The organism is Nitrobacter sp. TKz-YC01 (assembly GCF_047824785.1).
Lineage (GTDB): Bacteria > Pseudomonadota > Alphaproteobacteria > Rhizobiales > Xanthobacteraceae > Nitrobacter.
Map to the genome: position 1 here is coordinate 2,407,198 of NZ_CP181167.1, position 14,893 is coordinate 2,422,090.

The 14,893-nt window shown below is 64.9% G+C and carries 16 protein-coding genes; 4 read left to right on the plus strand and 12 right to left on the minus strand.

The annotated features are described in order from the left end of the window. The first annotated feature begins 183 nt into the window (after positions 1–183). Positions 184–498, plus strand: coding sequence for a quaternary ammonium compound efflux SMR transporter SugE (gene sugE, locus ACMYR2_RS11380; protein ID WP_416194087.1), 315 nt, complete (start codon positions 184–186; stop codon positions 496–498). On the opposite strand, the gene ACMYR2_RS11385 is transcribed toward sugE, so the two are convergent. The 3 genes from ACMYR2_RS11385 to ACMYR2_RS11395 all read right to left on the minus strand — a co-directional run bounded on the left by ACMYR2_RS11385 (position 491) and on the right by ACMYR2_RS11395 (position 2,721). Beyond that, entirely contained in the window at positions 491–1,495 is a 1,005-nt protein-coding gene (locus ACMYR2_RS11385; RefSeq protein WP_347263205.1) for an inorganic phosphate transporter, read from the minus strand. The two genes, sugE and ACMYR2_RS11385, sit on opposite strands and share 8 nt — an antisense overlap. A 14-nt stretch (positions 1,496–1,509) precedes the next feature. Next, a complete protein-coding gene (locus ACMYR2_RS11390) occupies positions 1,510–2,154 on the minus strand; it encodes a DUF47 domain-containing protein (protein ID WP_041345585.1) in 645 nt (214 codons plus the stop codon). A gap of 201 nt (positions 2,155–2,355) precedes the next feature. Continuing rightward, positions 2,356–2,721 carry an ArsC family reductase gene (locus ACMYR2_RS11395; protein ID WP_347263204.1) on the minus strand — a complete coding sequence of 122 codons (366 nt, stop codon included), beginning with the start codon at positions 2,719–2,721 and terminating at the stop codon, positions 2,356–2,358. A 62-nt stretch (positions 2,722–2,783) separates the two neighbouring features. Between ACMYR2_RS11395 and ACMYR2_RS11400 the strand changes: the two genes are divergently transcribed. From ACMYR2_RS11400 to ACMYR2_RS11410, 3 genes are all read left to right on the plus strand, one after another. Then, a complete protein-coding gene (locus ACMYR2_RS11400) occupies positions 2,784–3,218 on the plus strand; it encodes a copper uptake system-associated protein (RefSeq protein ID WP_347263203.1) in 435 nt (144 codons plus the stop codon). A 151-nt stretch (positions 3,219–3,369) separates the two neighbouring features. Continuing rightward, a complete protein-coding gene (thrS, locus tag ACMYR2_RS11405) occupies positions 3,370–5,409 on the plus strand; it encodes a threonine--tRNA ligase (protein ID WP_347263202.1) in 2,040 nt (679 codons plus the stop codon). Positions 5,410–5,489: 80 nt separating this feature from the next. Then, on the plus strand, positions 5,490–6,053 hold the full coding sequence (locus ACMYR2_RS11410; protein ID WP_347263201.1) for a nitroreductase: 564 nt from the start codon (positions 5,490–5,492) through the stop codon (positions 6,051–6,053). 228 nt (positions 6,054–6,281) lie between these two features. On the opposite strand, the gene ACMYR2_RS11415 is transcribed toward ACMYR2_RS11410, so the two are convergent. From ACMYR2_RS11415 to ACMYR2_RS11455, 9 genes are all read right to left on the minus strand, one after another. Beyond that, complete coding sequence (locus ACMYR2_RS11415) at positions 6,282–6,752, minus strand: hypothetical protein (protein ID WP_347263200.1); 471 nt, start codon at positions 6,750–6,752, stop codon at positions 6,282–6,284. Positions 6,753–6,886: 134 nt separating this feature from the next. After that, positions 6,887–7,690: a TonB family protein gene (locus ACMYR2_RS11420; protein WP_416192928.1), complete on the minus strand. Its 804-nt coding sequence runs from the start codon at positions 7,688–7,690 to the stop codon at positions 6,887–6,889. Beyond that, positions 7,687–8,157, minus strand: a complete 471-nt coding sequence (gene exbD, locus ACMYR2_RS11425) for a TonB system transport protein ExbD (RefSeq protein ID WP_416192929.1) — start codon at positions 8,155–8,157, stop codon at positions 7,687–7,689. The genes ACMYR2_RS11420 and exbD overlap by 4 nt, the downstream gene beginning before the upstream one ends. Before the next feature lie 6 nt (positions 8,158–8,163). Continuing rightward, a complete protein-coding gene (gene exbB, locus ACMYR2_RS11430; RefSeq protein WP_416194088.1) occupies positions 8,164–9,327 on the minus strand; it encodes a tonB-system energizer ExbB in 1,164 nt (387 codons plus the stop codon). A 141-nt stretch (positions 9,328–9,468) separates the two neighbouring features. Continuing rightward, positions 9,469–11,415 carry an ABC transporter permease gene (locus tag ACMYR2_RS11435; RefSeq protein WP_347265104.1) on the minus strand — a complete coding sequence of 649 codons (1,947 nt, stop codon included), beginning with the start codon at positions 11,413–11,415 and terminating at the stop codon, positions 9,469–9,471. Then, positions 11,412–12,647, minus strand: coding sequence for an efflux RND transporter periplasmic adaptor subunit (locus ACMYR2_RS11440; RefSeq protein ID WP_347265105.1), 1,236 nt, complete (start codon positions 12,645–12,647; stop codon positions 11,412–11,414). Before ACMYR2_RS11440 ends, ACMYR2_RS11435 begins: the two co-directional genes overlap by 4 nt. Before the next feature lie 13 nt (positions 12,648–12,660). Continuing rightward, positions 12,661–12,987 (minus strand): hypothetical protein, encoded by a 327-nt coding sequence (locus tag ACMYR2_RS11445; RefSeq protein WP_347265106.1) that lies wholly within the window; start codon positions 12,985–12,987, stop codon positions 12,661–12,663. Further along, on the minus strand, positions 12,984–13,514 hold the full coding sequence (locus ACMYR2_RS11450) for a thiamine pyrophosphate-binding protein (RefSeq protein ID WP_347265107.1): 531 nt from the start codon (positions 13,512–13,514) through the stop codon (positions 12,984–12,986). The genes ACMYR2_RS11445 and ACMYR2_RS11450 overlap by 4 nt, the downstream gene beginning before the upstream one ends. After that, positions 13,511–14,695 carry a PepSY-associated TM helix domain-containing protein gene (locus ACMYR2_RS11455; RefSeq protein WP_416192930.1) on the minus strand — a complete coding sequence of 395 codons (1,185 nt, stop codon included), beginning with the start codon at positions 14,693–14,695 and terminating at the stop codon, positions 13,511–13,513. Before ACMYR2_RS11455 ends, ACMYR2_RS11450 begins: the two co-directional genes overlap by 4 nt. Between the last annotated feature and the right edge of the window lie 198 nt (positions 14,696–14,893).

A 14,893-nucleotide genomic window follows, 5' to 3' on the forward strand; every position in this document is an offset into this window, starting at 1 on the left:
TGGCAGGGAAAATCGGCCGGATCAAGGGGATTTGCATCCCCTTTGCGTCCCCTGCCCGGACCGCGGCCGGATGCTTGCCGGACGTCTCCGCCGACCCCATATCAGAACCGCGGGAGGACGACCTTCCGCATCCCACACTATCACCCGCGGGGACGGCCCTGCCTCATGACCTGGGAGGGCCGCATGGCATGGCTCTTGTTGTTCGCCGCCGGATTGATGGAAATCGGCTGGGCGATCGGCCTCAAATACACGGAAGGGTTCACGCGGCTGGTGCCGACCGTGCTGACATTGGCGGCCATGGCGATCAGCCTTGGCTTGCTCGGACTGGCGCTCAAGACGCTTCCGATCGGCACCGCCTACGCGGTCTGGACCGGCATCGGCGCGGTCGGAACCGCGATCCTCGGCATCATGCTGTTCGGCGACCCGGCGACGCTGGCGCGGCTGGCCTGCATCGGCCTCATCGTCGCCGGCGTCGCCGGGCTGAAGCTGGTTACCTGACGATCGCCACCGCCCAATAGGCCAGCGCGGCGACGATCGCCGATGCGGGAATGGTGATGACCCACGCATAGACGATGGAGCTCGCAACGTTCCAGCGCACCGCCGACAACCGCCGCGCCGCGCCGACGCCGACGATGGAGCCGGTGATGGTGTGGGTCGTCGATACCGGAACGCCGAGAAACGTCGCCATGAACAGCGTCGCCGCGCCGCCGGTCTCCGCGCAGAAGCCCTGCATCGGCGTCAGCTTGGTGATGCGCAGCCCCATTGTCCGCACGATCCGCCAGCCGCCCATCAGCGTGCCCAGCGCCATCGCGGCCTGACAGGACAGCACCACCCAGAACGGCACGCTGAACTCGCTGCCGAGATAACCTTGCGAGAACAGCAGCACGGCGATGATGCCCATGGTCTTCTGCGCATCGTTGCCGCCATGACCCAGCGAATAAAGCGAGGCTGAAAAGAACTGCAAAATCCGGAACGCGCGATCGACCGCGAACGGCGTCGAGCGCACCGACAGCCATGAGACGATCGCGACCAGCACGAGCGCCAGAAGAAAGCCGACCACCGGGGACAATACGATCGCCAGCAGCGCCTTCGACAGACCACCCCAGACCGCCGCCGAAAGGCCCGCCTTGGCGACGCCGCCGCCGACCAGACCGCCGATCAGCGCGTGCGAACTGCTCGACGGAATCCCCAGTCCCCACGTCACCAGATTCCACACGATGGCGCCCACCAGCGCGGCGAAGATCACCTGCGCGTCGATGATGTTCGGATCTATGATCCCGGTGCCGATGGTATTGGCGACATGCAGCCCGAATACCAGGAACGCGATGAAATTAAAGAACGCCGCCCAGATCACCGCGTATTGCGGTCGCAACACGCGGGTCGAGACGATGGTCGCGATCGAATTCGCGGCGTCGTGCAGCCCGTTCAGAAAATCAAACAGCAACGCGACGGCGATCAGGCCGACAAGGACCGGAAGAGCAAGCATGGCGTCCACGGCGCGATCCTGCCCTATACCTGCTCGATGACGATGCTGCTGATCTCGTTGGCGACGTCGTCGAAGCGATCGGCAACCTTCTCCAGATGATCATAGATCTCGGCGCCGACGATGAAGTCCATGGCATTGGCGTTGCGGTGCTTCAGGAAAAGCTCCTTCAGGCCGATATCATGCAGATCATCGACACGTCCTTCCAGCTTGCCCAGCTCCTCGGTGATCGCCATCAGCATGGCGACATTGTTGCTGATCGACTCCAGCAGCGGCAGCGCGCGATGGACCAGATTGGCGCATTCAACGATCAGCGATCCTATCTCGCGCATCGGCGGCTCGAAGCTGCGCACCTCGAACAGCACCACAGCCTTCGCCGTCTGCTGCATCTGGTCGATGGCGTCATCCATCGAAGTGATGAGATTCTTGATGTCGACGCGGTCGAACGGCGTGATGAAGGTGCGCCGGACCGCCGTCAGCACCTCGCGCGTGATGCCGTCCGCATCGTTCTCAAGCTGACTGACCCGCTGGCAGAAAACCGGTGTTTCTTCACCACCCTTCAGCATTCCCTGAAGCGCTTCCGCCCCCAGCATGACTGTCTGCGAATGGCGGGAGAACAGATGAAAGAAGCGTTCCTCTTTCGGCAGAAAGAACCGGAACAAGCGCAGCAGCATCACCATATCCACTTTGCAGACAAGAACCGGCCGCCAGTCCGGATCACGAGGATGTCATAAACCATTTCCGGCAAAGGTGGGCAATCAGCATCGTAACCGGCGGAATCATCCACCGGTTTTGTCGGCCTCCACCTGATGAGGGATTGACAACGACTGCTTGAATATCCGGACAACGCGACGGAATCAATCGAGGCAGCGCTATCGCCTCGCTTTCGGCGGCCGAAGCTGTTCTTCATAGATCTCCGGCTTGAATCCGACGACCAGCTTGTCGCCAGCCTCAAGCACCGGCCGTTTGATCATCGAGGGCTGGTCCATCATCAGCGCCAATGCCCTGGCTTCCGTCAGTCCCGCCTTCTCGGTCTCCGGCAATTTGCGAAACGTTGTGCCCGCGCGATTGAGCAATGCTTCCCAGCCGAGCTTCGCGGTCCATCCCTTGAGCCGGACACCATCGATGCCGGCCGTCTTGTAGTCGTGAAAGGCATAGGTGACGCCATGATCGTCGAGCCAGGCGCGCGCTTTCTTCATGGTATCACAGTTCTTGATTCCGTAGATGGTGTTGGTCAACGCAAGGCTCTCCGGAGATTGCTGTCGTGAAGCGAACGTATAAAACGTATAAGGAGATTTCAGTGCCGACGAAACTGTTTGCCGCGCTCATCATCCTTTGGAGCCTTGCCGGATCAGCGGCCGCGGGGCCTGATGAGGACGCCGTGCGCGATCTGCTCCATTCGACCTTCGACAAGCCGGCGGCAAAGCTGGAGGTCGCGCCCGTGGTCGCCGTGGCGGGCTACGCCATTGCGGGCTGGACGCAGGGCGAGACAGGCGGACGCGCCCTTCTCCGAAACCGGAACGGACGCTGGGCCATCATCCTCTGCGCGGGAGACGAAATCAGGAACGCGGAGGCTTTGCGGCAGGCCGGCATAGCTCCCGACGCCGCAAACGCGCTCGCTCAGGCGCTGGCGAAAGCCGAGCAAACGGTTCCCGCCGACCGGCTTGCGATGTTCGCGCGGTTCGAGGGGCTGGTACGGATGGACGAAGCGGGCAACCATCCCCCCCGTCCATGATCGGGCGCACTGACCAGGAACGAAGCCTGCTTCCTCTCCGGGATCCGGCCGCCGCGGGCCTTCACGGGTTGCACGCCGCAAACCGGCTGCTATACCGCAGCATCCCGCTTACCTGCGCTCGTTCGCAGGAGTGAGCCACAGGAGAGACTGAATGTCCGACAAGCAAGACCCCTCCGGATTCCGGTATGGCCTCGCCAACCTGAAACCGGTTTCGCCCGCCGACAACGTCGTCCTCACCTTCCCCGACGGCGCGACGCGCGAATTTCCGAAAAATACCACCGGCCTGGAAATCGCCAGGGATATCTCGCCGTCGCTGGCCAAGCGCACGGTGGCGATGGCGCTCGACGGCACCGTCAGCGACCTTGCGGACCCGATCGAACAGGATGCCTCAATCGAATTCATCAGCCGCGACGACCCTCGCGCGCTGGAACTGATCCGTCATGACGCCGCGCATGTGCTGGCGGAAGCCGTGCAGACATTGTGGCCGGGCACGCAGGTCACCATCGGCCCGGTGATCGAGAACGGATTCTATTACGACTTCTTCCGCAACGAGCCGTTCTCGGTCGAGGATTTCGCCGCGATCGAGAAGAAGATGCGCGAGATCATCGCGCGCGACCAGCCTTTCACCAAGGATGTCTGGGATCGCGAGAAGACCAAGCAGGTGTTTCGCGACAAGGGCGAGGCCTTCAAGGTCGAACTCGTCGACGCCATTCCCGGCAACGAGCCGATCAAGATCTACTACCAGGGCGACTGGTTCGATCTCTGCCGCGGCCCGCACATGACCTCGACCGGCAAGATCGGCAACGCGTTCAAGCTGATGAAGGTGGCCGGCGCTTACTGGCGCGGCGACAGCAACAATCCGATGCTGACGCGCATCTACGGCACCGCCTTCGCGAACCAGGCGGCTCTCGACGCTTACCTCAAGCAGATCGAGGAAGCCGAGAAGCGCGACCATCGAAAGCTCGGCCGCGAACTCGACCTGTTCCACTTCCAGGAGGAAGGTCCGGGCGTGGTGTTCTGGCACGCCAGGGGCTGGACCATCTTCCAGGCCGTGATCGCCTACATGCGCCGGCGACTCGCGGAAGATTATGACGAAGTCAACGCGCCGCAGATGCTCGACAAGTCGCTGTGGGAGACGTCGGGACATTGGGAGTGGTATCGCGAGAACATGTTCGCGGCGCAGTCCGCCGGCGATGAAGCCGAGGACAAGCGCTGGTTCACGATCAAGCCGATGAACTGTCCCGGCCACGTGCAACTCTTCAAGCACGGGCTCAAAAGCTACCGCGACCTGCCGCTGCGGCTCGCCGAATTCGGCGTCGTGCATCGCTACGAGCCGTCAGGCGCAATGCACGGCCTGATGCGCGTGCGCGGCTTCACCCAGGATGACGCGCATGTTTTCTGCACCGAGGAGCAGCTCGCCGACGAGTGCCTCAAGATCAACGACCTGATCCTTTCGACCTATGCCGATTTCGGCTTCGACGGTGAGCTGACGGTGAAGCTCTCGACGCGCCCCGAAAAGCGCGTGGGCTCGGACGCGGCGTGGGATCACGCCGAAGCGGTGATGGCGGATGTCCTCAAGCGCATCGCCGCGTCGAACAACCGCATCAAGACCGAGACCAATCCCGGCGAGGGTGCGTTTTACGGGCCGAAGTTCGAATATGTGTTGCGCGACGCCATCGGCCGCGACTGGCAATGCGGCACGACACAGGTGGACTTCAATCTGCCGGAGCGGTTCGGCGCGTTCTACATCGACGCGGACGGCGGCAAGAAAGCGCCGGTGATGGTGCATCGCGCGATCTGCGGATCGATCGAGCGCTTCATCGGCATTCTGATCGAGCATTTTGCCGGCCACTTTCCGCTGTGGCTCGCGCCGGTGCAGGCGGTCGTCACCACCATTACATCGGATGGCGATGAATACGCCAAAGTGGTCGCGGCCACCGCGCGGCGCGCGGGGCTTCGCGTCGAACTGGACCTGCGCAACGAGAAGATCAACTACAAGGTGCGAGAGCACTCGCTGTCGAAGATCCCTGCTTTGCTCGTTGTCGGCAAGAAGGAAGCCGAGACTCAATCGGTATCCATCCGCCGTTTGGGTAGCGACGGCCAGAAGGTGATGCCAACCGGCGAGGCCATTGCCGCGCTTGTAGCGGAAGCCGTCCCGCCGGATATCCAACGCAGCAGGACAGCGCAGTAGCGGCTCGCAAACAATCGATTACAATCGCGTCGCCTCTCGTACGAACCGAGCAGACGGCAGCAAGTTCAACGAAAGCAGCTATGTCCGAGATCATCGACTTTCTACGTACACGCCGATCGGTCAAGCCGCGAGAGATGACCGGGCCAGGTCCCTCGCCTGAAGAGATCGAGACCATTCTCACCATCGGCTCGCGCGTCCCCGATCACGGCAAGCTCGCACCGTGGCGGTTCATCGTGTTCGAAGGCGACGGACGCGTCCGCGCCGGCGATGTCATCGCCCGTGTCTACGCGCGCAAGAATCCATCGGCTCCGCAGGAAGAGATCGAAATCGAAAAACGCCAACTCATGGAAGCGCCGCTGGTGATCGGCGTGGTGAGTTGCATCAAGCCACACCCGAAAGTGCCGTCGTGGGAGCAGGTGCTGTCGGCTGGCGCAAGCGCCATGAACATCGTCACGGCGGTCACCGCGCTCGGCTATGGCGCGAACTGGCTGACAGGCTGGTTCGCCTACGATCGCGACATACTCGACGGCTTCGGTCTAAAGCCGGACGAAAGATTTGCGGGCTTCATCCACATCGGAACGCCAACCAAGCCCAGCAAGGACCGGCCTCGCCCGACGCTGTCTGAGATCGTTTCGCGATTCTAGAGCTTCGCTTCTGATGGAATCAGAAGCGAGGCTCTAGATTATTTTTCTGACGCGTTTTCTTCACGCGAACCGGTGTCCACTTCGCTCGAAAACGCTATGGAGCATTTTCGCTTCTGATGGAATCAGAAGCGAGGCTCTCAGATCTTGATTTAACGCACTTTCTTCACGCGAACCGGTATCCATCTCCGGGTCAAGCCCGAGGACATGCTTCGCTCGAGAACGCTATAGTTATTCACCTTCCGATTTCTTCAGCGTCATTCCCCGCTCCTCGAGCCAGAGTCTTATTTCCGAAGCTGTTACGGTGCCGACGCCGGGCTCTGACAGGAGTTCTTCCCAGGTATAGGCGCTGGCGATCTCGACAAGATGCCGGCTGCGCTTGGCGATCGTCCGGCCTCCGAGCGAGGCGTGGCGGCCATGAAGCAACGCCTCGACGGCCCGACGCGGAAGGCTGCGGCGCAAGGCGCTCTCCTTTGGTTTCGGACAGAACGCTCGCACGTCATATTCCTCGATATCGAGACGCACGGCGATCTCGCGAACGCCGAGCCCCACGGAACGCAGCACCGCCACCTCGTCGCGCAGCCAGCCGAGGAAGCGGCGGCGGTTGTAATCGCGTTGCCGCGGCGCCTGGCGCGCCCGCGGCTTTGACGGCGGCGCAGCTGGCTGAACGGGAACATCGACATCCTTGACCAGCGTCAGCATGGGCGATCTCCTAGTGTGCCGGACAGAGCGGCTTTCAATTTCGACTATCGCTACTTACGGCACTGAAGCCGTTGAGCGAGACGTTGCAGGTGACGGGTTCGTTATCTGAGGGGTCGTTCGTGTGAAGGCAGACATTATCTATTGAACCTGATTGGGACGGCGAGTGTGATGGATCCGCCGCCGACGTTGGAGGGTGGGGCTGGAACGGGGCTGGCGCGGCGCGGCAGCGACACCGCCTCGGCGTCGAGCGCGGAATCGCCGGCCGAGCGCACCAGCCGCGCCGACAGCACCCGGCCCGAGCGGTCGATCGTGAACGCGACCGAGGCCACGCCCATGCCCGCCCCGGACGGGAAGCGCTTGTGGCGGTTGAGATGCGCCATCAGCGCGGCGCGCCAGGTCGCCGGCGACATCGACGACGCCATGCCCTCGGCCGGCGCGGCCGCGCGATCGGCGCGCTGCGCCTGCGAACTCTGCGGCGCGGTGGTGCGCGGCGCCTTCTTCTGCTTTTTCTTCTTCGGCTTCGGCTTCGGCGGCTCGACCTTGGACGGCAGCACAACCTCCGCCTTCTCCACCTTCGGCGTTTCCGGCAGCTTGACCTCCGCCTCCTTCACCTCCGGAGGCGTCGGCTCGGGATCGGGCTTCTCCTCGATCGGCTTCTCAGGATCGACCTGCTCCTCGGCCTCCACCATCTCCGGCCCCGGCGCGACGTCCTGCTGCGGCGCCTCGGGCGCGACAGCCATCGGCGCCAGCTCCATCATGATCGCCGCCGGAGGATCGCCCGGCGCCTCCGCCGCCGCCGGCCAGTGCAGCGCCAGCCAGATGCCGCCGGCATGCAGCGCCACCACCGCAAGCCCGGCCGCGGTCCAGCGCAACGCCGCCGCCCGGCTCACCTCATCGCCGGCCCGGCCGTCCGGGTCGCGCCAGTCGATTTTCATCATGGCGCAGGCGCCGCCGCCGGCGCGGCTCCGCTCGCCGCCGCCACCTGCCCGGTATCCTCGAGCCCCACCAGCGCGATCTTGAGATAACCGGACTCGCGTAGCAGGTTCATCACCTTCATCAGCTCGGTATAGGCTACCGTCCCGTCGGCGCGCAGGAACACCCGCTGCTCGCGATCATTGTTGGTCTGCTGGTCCAGCGTCGCCTGCAAGGTATTGCGCGGCACCTCGTCGTTGCCGAGCGCCAGCGTCAGATCTTGCTTCACCGTCAGGAACACCGGCTTGTCAGGCCGCGGCTGCGGCTGCGCGTTCGACACCGGCAGGTCCACCGCGATATCCACCGTCGACAGCGGCGCCGCCACCATGAAGATGATCAAGAGCACCAGCATCACGTCGATGAACGGCGTGACGTTGATCTCGCTCAACTCGTCGATGCCGCCGTCCTGCGGGTTCTTCAGCGATACTCCCATGGCGCATCACTCGGCAGCAGAGCGGCCGCGCGACAGCGCCACCACGGACGGGCCAAGCCCCCGCTCCTGCCGTTCCAGATCGCGCGAGATGTGCTGGACGATCTCGCCGGAAGCGTCCGACAACAGCGCCCGGTAGCTCGAAAGCGCGCGCGCGAACACGTTGTAGATGATCACCGCCGGGATCGCGGCGACAAGCCCGAGCGCGGTCGCCAGCAGCGCCTCGGCGATGCCCGGCGCCACCACCGCGAGGTTGGTGGTCTTGGTCTGCGAGATTCCGATGAAGGCGTTCATGATGCCCCACACCGTGCCGAACAGGCCGACGAACGGCGCGGTCGCGCCGATGGTCGCCAGCAGGCCGGTGCCGCGGGCGATGTCGCGCCCCGCTTTGGCCTCGATGCGCGACAGCGCGATCGCCAGCCGCTCCTTGATGCCCTCGGAGGACAGATCGCCCGAGCGCTGCAGCTCGCGCTCCGCCGCCCCCATCAGATCCGCCACCGTGCCCTCGCAGGTCCAGCCCTCGGCGATCTCGGAGCGCGCCCCGTCGAGGCTGTCGGCCCGCGTCAGCTTGCGCAGGCAGCTTTGCGCGCGCCGCCGCGACGCCGCGAGCTCGATCCCCTTGGCCAGCCAGATCGTCCACGTCACCAATGATGCGAACGCAAGGCCGATCATCACCGCCTTCACGACGATGTCGGCCTGCATGAACATGCCCCACGGCGACAGGTCCTGCGGAAGCGACGACGACGAGCTCTCCGGCGCGGGCGATGGCGCGGCGGAATCCGGCGCGGCGGATTGATCCAGAGGCGCGGCCGCATCCGATGAAGGTGACGACGCGGACGATCCCTCCCCGGATGCAGCATCGGAAGACGCTTCGGGAGAAGGCGAGGCGGACGGCTGCGATGACGCAGCCCCAGCCGAACCATCAGTGGCAGACGGAACAGAGGCAGACGGAGCGGAACCCGCCCCAGAAGACGACGATGGTGCGGCGTCCGCAGCGGACGCCGGCGGCGTGGCGGCCGGCTGTGACGCCATAGCGTCAGGCTGCGGGTGCGGTCGCCGGTCCCGTGCGTCGGCGTCACCAGGCAGGATGGCGAGCATGAACGCGGCGGCAAGCAGGCCGCGGGCGATCCTTGCGGGAAGTTCGCCCGCCACGATTGTCCGGATGTTACGCATCATGGGCTTGATCTTTCGTTGCGAGCGTCGCCACCGGCTGGCGTGCTGTGGAGGTCCGGAACCGGCCGACGCGCGGTCCGCTTCCCGGACGGGACGCTCTGTTGATTATTTGTCCGACGTTGATGGCTCCCCCGACCATGGCTATCCCCTCGCGAGAGCCTCGACAGGCTTCAGCCGGGCCGCGCGATACGCCGGCATGAAGCCGAACAGCGTGCCCATGACCACCGCTCCCAGCAGCGCGCCCAGAGCCATGGTGACGGAGAAGATCACCGTCATGCCGAACAGGAGCGCCGCGCCCACACCGATCAACGCGCCGAGCAGCAACCCGACCACGCCGCCGATGGCCGCCAATACGACTGCCTCGGTCAGGAACTGACCCAGGATGTCGGCGGTCCTGGCCCCGATCGCGGTCCGGACCCCGATCTCCCGCGTGCGCTCGGAGACGGTGATGAGCATGATGTTCATGATGCCGATGCCGCCGACCAGCATCGAGATCGCGGCGATGGCGCTGAGCAGCAGATTGCTGGAGCGGCGCTCGTCCTCGGCCTTCTGGAACGCCGATGCTGAATCGTAGATGTAGAAGTCTTCGCGGCCATGGCGCCGGATCAGCAGCGCCTTGATGGCCTCCTTGGTCTCATGCAGACGCGACATGTCGGCGATGGAAACGACGATCTCCGACAGATCATCCTTGCCGAACAGCCGCATCGTCGCAGTGCGCAGCGGCATCACCGCGCGCTTGTCCCGATCCGTCCCCCTCTCGGACAGGCCCTTGCTTTCCAGAACCCCGGTGACGAGAAAAGGAAGGTTGTTGACGAGGATGTGGCTGCCGGAAGGATCGGCGACATCAGGGAAAAATTTGGACGCGAGGGTCGAACCGAGCAGCACCACGGGGCTGCCGCTGATCTCATCCTGCTTCGTGAAGAATGCGCCCTTCGCCATGTCCCACTTGTGAACCGTCCGGAACTCGGATGTGGTGGCGACCACGTCGGTATTCAGGTCGATATTGCCGCGACGCATCGAGGCCATGTCCCACATTGCGGGCATCGACCCCGACACGTTGTCCATATCCTTGATCGCCTGGGCGTCGGCGGGAGTGAGCGGCAGGCTGTTTCCCGTCGATTCGCCGGCGCGGTCGACCACGATCCAGTTGGTGCCGATCGCCGAAGCCCGCTCGATGTACGACGCCTGCGCGCCGCGCCCGATCGCCATCATGGCGACGACGGAGGCGACGCCGATGACGATGCCGCTCAGGGTGAGCGCGGTGCGGACGGGATTGATCGCGAGCGCCACGAGGGCCGAGCGCGCGGCTTCCTCCAGCCAGGTCCAGAGCGGAGGCGAGCTGTCGCTCGCCTGCCATGGGGCAACGGCCATCGACGACGAAACCTTCTCGGGGTCCGGGCCGCTGTCGGAGACGATCAGACCATCCTCGATCCGGATGATGCGCTCGGCCGCGGCGGCTACTTTGGAGTCGTGCGTAATGAGGATGACCGTGTGCCCGTCGCCGGCCAGCTTCTTCAGGATTCCCAGAACCTCCGTGCCGCTTTTGCTGTCCAGCGCGCCGGTCGGCTCATCGGCGAGGATGACGGCGCCGCCGTTCATCAGCGCGCGCGCGATGGAGACACGCTGCTGCTGGCCGCCCGACAATTGTGAGGGACGGTTGGTGATGCGGTTGGCCAGGCCAAGGCGCGTCAGAAGCGCGGTCGCGCGGCGCTGGCGGTAAGCGCGCGGCGCGCCGGCATGGATCGCCGGCATCTCGACGTTGCCGAGCGCGCTCACCGTCGGAATCAGGTGATAGTTCTGGAAGATGAATCCGAAGCAGCCGCGGCGCAATGCGGCGAGTTCCTCGCGATTCAATGTTGCGACGTCCCGGCCGCCAAACCGATACGCGCCGTCGCTCGGTCGATCCATCAGGCCGATGATGTTCATCAGCGTCGACTTGCCGGAGCCGGAGGCGCCGATGATCGCCACGAATTCGCCGGCGTGGATCGACAGGCCGACGCCGCGAAGCGCATGCGTCACGACATCGCCGCTGCGATAGGAGCGGCGGATGCCCTCCAGTTCGATGAGCGGCGTGCGTGAGGCGGTCATGACTCCACCCTCAGCTTCGCGGCCGGGCCAGCCGCCTTCGTGCCGGTGATGACGCGCTCGCCATCCGCCACCCCGCTCGTGATTCCGACCAGAAAGCGGGTGCGGGTGCCGATCTCGACCTTGCGGACAGCGATGGTCCCGTCTTCACGCAGAACGCGCACCTCTCCCTTGTCATTGAGCGATGCGACCGGAACAACCAGGGCGTTCTGCGCCGCGGCGGTCACGAAGAACACCTGCGCGGTCATCCCCGCCCGCAAGCTGCCATCTGCGTTGGGAACGTCGAACAGCGCCGTGTAGAGCACGACATTGCCCGATTGCGGCGTCGTCTTGGTCTCGGCTTTCTTGTTGTCGGGACGCCGGGGCGCCGGCTGGATCTGCCGGAGCGTCGCATGCCACTTGCGATCCGGCCGGCCCAATGTCGTGAACCACAGCGGCATGCCCTCGCGCAGCTTGACGACATCGGCCTCGGACACATCGGTCCATACCGTCATGGTGTCGAGATCGGCGATCTGCAGGATCAGCGGCGTGTCGTAGTTCGCATTGAGGGTTTGCCCCTCCTTCGCGTCCACCGAAACCACGGTGCCTCCCATCGGCGCGGTGATGCGGGCGAACCTCAGCGCCGTTTTCTGCGCGCGCAGGTCGGCCTGCATCTGGCGGATGCGGGCCTTGGAAGCATCGATGCGCGCGATCAGGATGTCGCGGTCGCGCGTCGTCGTTTCAAAAGCGAGTTTCGACACCGCGCTGGTCTGTGACAGCGTCAGGTGCCGCTCGACATTGCGTTCCGCGAACACAAGCCCGGCTTCCTGCTCCGCCAGTTCGGCCCTCAGCCGTGCCAGATCGGCCTCGATTCCCTCGACTTTCGCCGACTGCACTTCGGCGTCGATCTCCGCCACGACCCGTCCCGCGGTCACCTTGTCGCCGACGGCGACGCGCAGATGCTTCAACTGGCCGGTCACCTGCGCGCCGACATCGACGCTCGCATAGGGCTGGATCTTGCCGGTCGCGGCCACCGTGCTCTCGATGTCCTGCCGCGTGACCGCGACGGTCTCATAGAGGCTGTCCGCCGACGGCGCGCGAAACCCCATGACGGCGAGCGTGCCGAGCGCAGCCAGTCCCGCGGCGCTCAGCCCCAGGACAAGCCGCCGGGAGCCGCGCGCGCGCCGCGCCGGCGCGGTCCAGGCCGGCGGCAGCGCCAGGCCGTCGACATCGTCGGGAGGCACCGGAGCGTTCATGGCCGGCATCCGCTCACTGGATGTCTTTGTAATCGACGTCGAACGACTGTCCGGGCCCGGCGTCGAACAGCATGTAGAACTCGCCGTCCGGCCGTTTGAAACTCACGGTCGAATCCGGTCCGAACTTCGTCTGAAGCACGACGGATTCGTCGTAGCGGATCACGTCGAGCCTGACGCCGGGAACGCCGGTGCCGTCCGCGAAGCCGCCCTCGCAGCTGACCGTCGTCGCATTGGCCATCTTGCAGATGCAGAACGGCGGATGCGCCCAGGCCGCGCCGATAAACAGCGACACCGCGCCGATGACGGCGAGGGTCAGTCCGCCCGTCCGAAACCCCATCATGGCCGCCCCCTCTTCTCGAGCCAGGCCGCCATCACGGGCGACGCCTTGCGGATCGGGATCGTCGCCTGATGCAGCGTTCCGTCCCAGCCCTCCAGCGTCAGCCACAACTCGTCATCGGCGGTGGTTCGTTCCGGAACGCGCATCTCGGCGGTCTGCCGGTACGGCGTGCCGGAGAACAGCGCGCCCGCGGTGCGGAGGTTGCGCGGCTTGCCGACGCGCAGGTAAGCGGCCTTCACCTGATCGACGCAGGCCGGGCACAGCGCCAGCGCGAACTCCTTGGCATGGCCGGCGCGGCCTTCCGCATCCGGCGCAACCAGCTTGAACTCCGCCAGCCGCACGCTCCACGGCCCGACCGCGATCTCACCGATCTCGCGCTGGCCGAGACCTTTCTTGCCGTCGAAAAACGCATTCTCGTGAAACCATGCCGGCCCGAAGACGATCGGCAGGATCAGCACCAGTGCGCTGAGGTGAAAGCGCCAGCGCTGCCACAGCGACGCGCCGCGCGAGGGGGATGCAAGCACCGTCATTCCGCGGCCTCCAGTCCAAGCCGCGCCTGCCGGCGCTCGCGCACGATCTTCACCGTCTCGATCGCGGTGCGCTTGGTCCACACCATCATGCCCGAGAACACCAGCGTGGTGAGCGCCAGGCCGAACAGCAGATAGACCAGCTTGAGCCAGATTCCGGCGAAATCGCCGGTGTGCAAGGGCCGCATCGAGCCGGTGACGAGTTCGAGCGCGGAGCGGTCGGAGACGCGCCGAGTCCGTTCGACCTTGCCGTTATAGGGGTTGACGTCGACCGACTCGAATATCAGCGGATAATTGCCGCGCCCGCCGACGCTGATGTGGTCATAGGCGCTGCTCGGGAACTGGACGAAACTCGGGTCGAGATCGGGCAGTTGATGCCGCACCGCCTCGGCCGCCTGCTCCAGCGTGATCCGAGGCGCCGCCGCGCCCTTGGCCACGACGGGAACACCGCTACGCGACACCACCGGCGGCACGCCAGCCGTCGAGATGGAGATGTGGTTGTCGCCGAGAATCGCCTGGATCAGGAACCAGCCGCCCGTCACCGCCATGATGGCGATGAACGGAATCGACCACGCGCCGGCCAGCCGGTGCAGGTCGCCCCAGAAGATGCGCCTGCCCTTGCTCACACGCAGGCGCGGCCGCAGGTAGACCCGCCAGAACCGCTTGTAGACGACGATGCCGGTGATCAGCGACCCCAGCAGCGGGATCGAAAGCGCCGACACCGCGTACCAGCCGATCGGGAAGCCGCCATCGAACGGCATCAAGAGCCAGGCGTGCAACGCGCGCACGAAGCGCCGGAAATCGAACGCGCCCTGCTCGCCCTGGACAGCGCCGGTATAGGGGTTGACGTATAGCCTGCTGGAACTGCCGTTGGGACGCGTCACCGCGACGGTCAGGGCGAAGATCGACTTCACCGGCCGCGAGATGAACCGCACCCGCGCGCCGGGTTCCTCGCGCTCGACCGCCGCCATGATCTCGTCGTAGCTGAGCAGCCGCGCATCCGCCGACGGCGCATTGGCCCGCACCTCCGGATTCGCCAGCCACACGATTTCGTGACTGACCGTCGCGATCGATCCCGTCAGACAAACAAAGAACAAAAACGCCCAGATCGGCAACGCCAGCCAGCCGTGAAAAACAAACCACAGCCGGGCTCCCGAGGTTTTACGCGATACGGTTCCGTCCACTCTTGATGTCCCCCAGGCGCCGGTTGTTTCCGCCACGGGTCGAAAGCATTGTGACCCTCTATGTGTAAGACGATCGAGCAGCCGTTTTTTGAACCCCTAGTTGCAAAATTTTTTGACGAGTTCCATGTTACCCTTACCGCCGTTGCCGGATGTGTCGGTCCGCCGCTCTCCGTCATGCCCGCGCTAAAGCGCGAAGCG